This is a genomic window from Arthrobacter sp. Hiyo1, assembly GCF_001263615.2.
Taxonomy (GTDB): Bacteria; Actinomycetota; Actinomycetes; order Actinomycetales; family Micrococcaceae; genus Arthrobacter.
Genome location: NZ_DF952468.1, coordinates 494,199 through 498,967, shown reverse-complemented (window position 1 = coordinate 498,967; position 4,769 = coordinate 494,199). Strand labels below are relative to the sequence as shown.

The window sequence follows — 4,769 nt, the reverse complement described above, 5'->3', positions numbered from 1 at the left end:
CAAGGCGTGGCAGGATTCAGCGGCAGCGTCGGGGTCCGTGACCATCACGGTTTCGGCTCCGAAGACCTAGTTTTGGGCGGGGCCTCGGCGGCGCTGGCGGCGTCGCCCGGCTTCAGACCAGTAGTTCAACCACCGGCTGGACGTAGCTGCGGAAGATATCCGGTTCGGACAAGAGCTGGTGGCTCATGATCATCTTGTCCGGCTCAAGGTACCAGGCCCTTGGCTCGTTGAGGGGTAGCTCGATGATCGTCAGCTGGAAGTCCCGGGAACTTCGTCCGACTTCCAGCAGCCGGTCCTCCACCATGTCCCCCAGAAGCAACGTGGCGCCGCTCGCTTCGCGTTCAGCCTCCAGTTTTTCGTACTCTTCAAGGCGCTCACGGGCCCAGGTCAGGGCGGCTCCGAAGTGTGCCTGCAATACTCTGCGCAGGGCAGGCGAATTGCCGAAGGCGTTGAATCCCGGGGGTGAAAGCTCCGGCGCGGCATCCGGATACGCCCTCAACAGCTGCTCCCACCAGGCCTCCCACTCTGTCTTGAGGGCCGGCACCCCGCCTACCTCGGCAGTGAGGTGCGTGTGGTCCGCGTGCCTGACTTTGGGTGTGGCGTGGGACAACGTTGGCGTACCGGCTCCGTCCAATCCAGCAACGTCTCTCAGATACAAGGCAATGAGCATCGGTCCGGAGGTGTCCATTGTGATTCGCCACCCCTGACCGCCTGTGTCATGCATCCGATTGCCTCCCTTGGCAGGTGCCCACTCAGGGTTCCAGTCTATTCCCGATGAGCCTCGACGTTAACGGTTGGACGGGACCGCAACCAGAGTCTCCAGATGCGCGGTCAGAACGTCGCGGCAGACCTCGGCCGTCATCCACTCAGGCTGCAGCAGGGCATGCATGCACAGTCCGTCGAGGGTGGCCAGAAGGCGCTCGGCCTCGGTCACCAGGCGCTCCTGGCCGGATCCGCCGTCGGGCATCAGTCGCATCACCAAGCGGCCGACGACGGCGGCCACGGCCCGGTGGCTGCGTGCCGCTTCCTGTTCGAGTACTGGCCGGATTCGGGCCGCGTGCCGGAATGCCATCCAGACACAGGCGTCGACGGCCAGTTCCTCGTCGAGCGGAAGGAATTGGCCCACCAGGGTTAAGACGGCGGCGCCGTGTTCCGCCGAATCCGGATCCAACGATTCGACGACGGCGAACGCGTCCTCAAGCCGCGCGGCGATCCTGTCGATGACCACGGCAAAGGAGTGGACCAGCAGTTCATCGCTGCTGGCAAAGTAATGCCGGACCGAGCCGACGGCGAGCCCGGCTTCGTCGGCCACCTCCCGCAAGGAGGCACGTTCCAGGCCATCCGAGGCGATGATCCTGAAGACAGCTTCGACTACTTCCTGGCGCCGGGCTTCGGCATCAACAATCTTGGGCACAGATCTTTTTAGCACGAACGTGCTTGAACGGTACCGCCCGGCGCACCGGAACTGCGGGACTGTGGCGCACGCAACACTGAGCGAGCCTTGGCAAGTTCGGCTAGCGTTGCTTGCATGAGAATTCTTGTCACGGGTGGCACCGGCTACATCGGATCGCACACCGTCCTGTCCCTGCTGGAAACCGGACACGAAGTGGTCGTGCTGGACAACCTCGTGAACTCAAGCGAAGAGTCCCTGCGCCGCGTCGGTGAGCTGGCGGGAAAGACGGCGGCGTTCCATAAAGTGGATCTGGTGGACGAGGCCGCGGTTGAAGCTGTGTTCGATCAGCACAGCATCGACGCCGTCATCCACTTCGCCGGGCTCAAGGCAGTTGGCGAATCCGTGCAGGAACCCCTGAACTACTACTACAACAACATCGTCGGCACGCTGAACCTGCTCCGCGCCATGGACAAGCACGGGGTCCGGTCGATCGTTTTCAGTTCCTCCGCCACGGTATACGGCGAGCACAACCCCATCCCCTACATCGAGAAGATGGAGATCGGGGCGAACAACCCCTACGGCCGCACCAAGGAACAGATCGAGGACATCCTCACGGACCTCGGCGCCGCGGACGAACGCTGGCACATCGCCTTGTTGCGCTATTTCAACCCGGTGGGCGCACACCCCTCGGGCCGGATCGGCGAGGACCCCCAGGGTATCCCCAACAACTTGGTCCCCTACATCGCCCAGGTCGCCGTCGGCCGCCGCGAAAAGCTCATGGTCTTCGGCGGAGACTACGACACCCCGGACGGCACCTGCCTGCGGGACTACATCCACGTCGTCGACCTCGCCGGTGGCCACGTCGCCGCATTGGGCTACGTTGCGGAGCGCCCGGCGTGCACCGCTGGAACCTTGGCTCCGGGAAAGGCACGTCCGTACTGGAGATGCTCCACGCCTTCGAACAGGCCGTGGGCCACCCGCTGCCGTACGAGATCACGGGCCGCCGGGCGGGAGACCTGCCCGCGTTCTGGGCCGACGCCTCCTCCGCCCTGGCCGACCTGAGCTGGTCCACCACGAAGACCGTGGACCAGATGTGCGAAGACCACTGGCGCTGGCAGAAGAACAACCCTCTCGGCTACAGCTCTTAAAGTGCAACGCGGGGTCACTTACGGCCCATGATGTCCCTTGGGACGGGCTGTAAGTGACCCCGCGTGCTGGGCCCACACCGGCGGGGATTAGACCGCCGGGTAGTCGCGTTCCGGCTCTCCTGTGTAGAGCTGCCGCGGACGGCCGATTTTCGTTTGGGGATCGTTGATCATTTCGCGCCACTGGGCAATCCAGCCGGGGAGTCGGCCGATCGCGAACAGCACGGTGAACATCTTCTCGGGGAAGCCCATGGCCTTGTAGATCAGGCCGGTGTAGAAGTCGACGTTCGGGTAGAGCTTGCGCTGGATGAAGTAGTCGTCCGCAAGGGCCTTCTCTTCGAGGCGCATCGCGATGTCCAGGAGCTCATCGTTGCCGCCCAGCTTGCCCAGGATCTCGTGTGCCGTCGCCTTGATGATCTTGGCGCGGGGGTCGTAGTTCTTGTAGACCCGGTGTCCGAAGCCCATGAGGCGGACGCCGTCCTCCTTGTTCTTGACCTTCTCCATGTATTCCTCGGGCTTGATGCCGTCGGCCTGGATCTGGCGCAGCATCTTCAGCACGGCCTCGTTGGCGCCGCCGTGGGCGGGACCGAAGAGGGCGTTGATGCCTGCGGAAACAGAAGCAAACAGGTTCGCGTTCGAGGAGCCCACAAGGCGGACGGTCGACGTCGAGCAGTTCTGCTCGTGGTCGGCGTGCAGGATGAGCAGGAGGTCCAGCGCCTTGACGACGACAGGATCCAGCTCGTACTGCTCTGCCGGCAGGCCGAAGCTCAGGCGCAGGAAGTTCTCCACGAGGTTCATGGAGTTGTCCGGGTACAGCATGGGCTGGCCGATGGACTTCTTGTGGGCGTAGGCCGCGATGACCGGGAGCTTCGCCATGAGGCGGATAGTGGAAACTTCCACATGCTCCGGGTTGAACGGGTCCAAGGAGTCCTGGTAGAACGTGGACAGCGCGGAGACAGCCGAGGAAAGCACCGGCATCGGGTGCGCGTCACGCGGGAAACCGCCGAAGAAGCCCTTGAGCTCTTCGTGGAGCAGCGTGTGGTGGCGGATCCGCTGGTCGAACGCGTCCAGCTCGGTGGGAGTGGGAAGGTTGCCGTAGATCAGCAGGTAGGAAACTTCCAGGAAGCTTGAGTGCTGGGCAAGCTGCTCGATCGGGTAGCCGCGGTACCGCAGGATACCGGCGTCGCCATCGATGTAGGTGATTGCCGACGTGGTGGCGGCAGTGTTCATGAAGCCGGGGTCATAGGCGACGGCGCCCGTCTGCTTCAGCAGCTTGGAAACGTCGTATCCTTCGTTCCCTTCTACAACCTTGATCCGCGGGAGCTCGAGCTCTCCGCCGGCATGGCGCAGGGTAGCGCTGGTGGTCTCAGTCATGGAGTCCCCTTCATGAGGCTCTTGGCCTCGGTCGAAAGCTTGATCCAACCAACATCTGGTGACTCCAGCCAGGAGTCTGCAGGTGCAGACACCATCGGCCGAACTGCTTCGTGGAGAAAGCCACCATTGATAGTCAGTTAAAAGCTACCGCCAGTAAGCGGGACAAACTAATTCACAAGCTACGGTTACTGGCGGAATGACGCGCCCTGTGCGGGAAGTCACAGCATTGTTACCGGGCAGTGTCCAAGCGTTCGACTGCCGCATCGATGCGTTCGTCCGTGCCGGTGAGCGCCACACGGATGAAACCATTGCCCGCGTCTCCATAGAACACCCCGGGCCCGACGACGATCCCCAGGTCCGCGAAACGGCGGACTGTGTCCCACGTCGCCTCCCCTGCGGTGGACCACAAGTACAGGCCAGCTTTGGACTCGTGGATCTCCAGGCCGAAGTTCTTCAGTGCCGGCAGGAGGCGTTCACGGCGCCCGCGGTAGAGATCCTTTTGGGCGAGCACGTGGCCGGCATCGCCGAGCGCGGTGCGCATGGCTTCCTGGACCGGATACGGCACGATCATGCCGGCGTGCTTGCGGCTGTTGACCAGATTCGCCACGATCGACGAGTCACCAGCCACGAAGGCGGCACGGTAGCCGGCGAGGTTCGATTGTTTGCTGAGGGAGTAGACGCACAAGAGTCCGTCCGTGGATCCTCCCGTGACGCGCGGGTCAAGGACACTAGGCACTGCCTCGCCGCCACGCTGGGCATCCCATTCGCCCCAGCCGAGTTCGGCATAGCATTCATCCGACGCCACGACTGCGCCGATCTCGCGCGCCTGGGCGACGATCTGCCTGAGGGATTCGACG

The 4,769-nt window shown here is 63.4% G+C and carries 4 protein-coding genes and 1 pseudogene; 1 reads left to right on the top strand and 4 read right to left on the bottom strand.

Annotation, left to right across the window (positions count from 1 at the left end):
• Window positions 1-112: 112 nt before the first annotated feature.
• Both AHiyo1_RS02230 and AHiyo1_RS02225 read right to left on the bottom strand, forming a co-directional pair.
• Window positions 113-724, bottom strand: coding sequence for a hypothetical protein (locus AHiyo1_RS02230; RefSeq protein ID WP_059387481.1), 612 nt, complete (start codon window positions 722-724; stop codon window positions 113-115).
• A gap of 63 nt (window positions 725-787) precedes the next feature.
• Entirely contained in the window at window positions 788-1,414 is a 627-nt protein-coding gene (locus tag AHiyo1_RS02225) for a TetR/AcrR family transcriptional regulator (RefSeq protein ID WP_059387480.1), read from the bottom strand.
• A 114-nt stretch (window positions 1,415-1,528) separates the two neighbouring features.
• Here AHiyo1_RS02225 and galE point away from each other — a divergent pair.
• Window positions 1,529-2,541, top strand: a pseudogene (gene galE, locus AHiyo1_RS02220) (UDP-glucose 4-epimerase GalE).
• 87 nt (window positions 2,542-2,628) lie between these two features.
• On the opposite strand, the gene AHiyo1_RS02215 reads toward galE, so the two are convergent.
• Both AHiyo1_RS02215 and AHiyo1_RS02210 read right to left on the bottom strand, forming a co-directional pair.
• Window positions 2,629-3,912, bottom strand: coding sequence for a citrate synthase (locus tag AHiyo1_RS02215; protein ID WP_059387479.1), 1,284 nt, complete (start codon window positions 3,910-3,912; stop codon window positions 2,629-2,631).
• A 229-nt stretch (window positions 3,913-4,141) separates the two neighbouring features.
• On the bottom strand, window positions 4,142-4,769 hold a 628-nt coding region (locus AHiyo1_RS02210), incomplete at its 5' end, for an aminotransferase class I/II-fold pyridoxal phosphate-dependent enzyme (protein ID WP_113990535.1).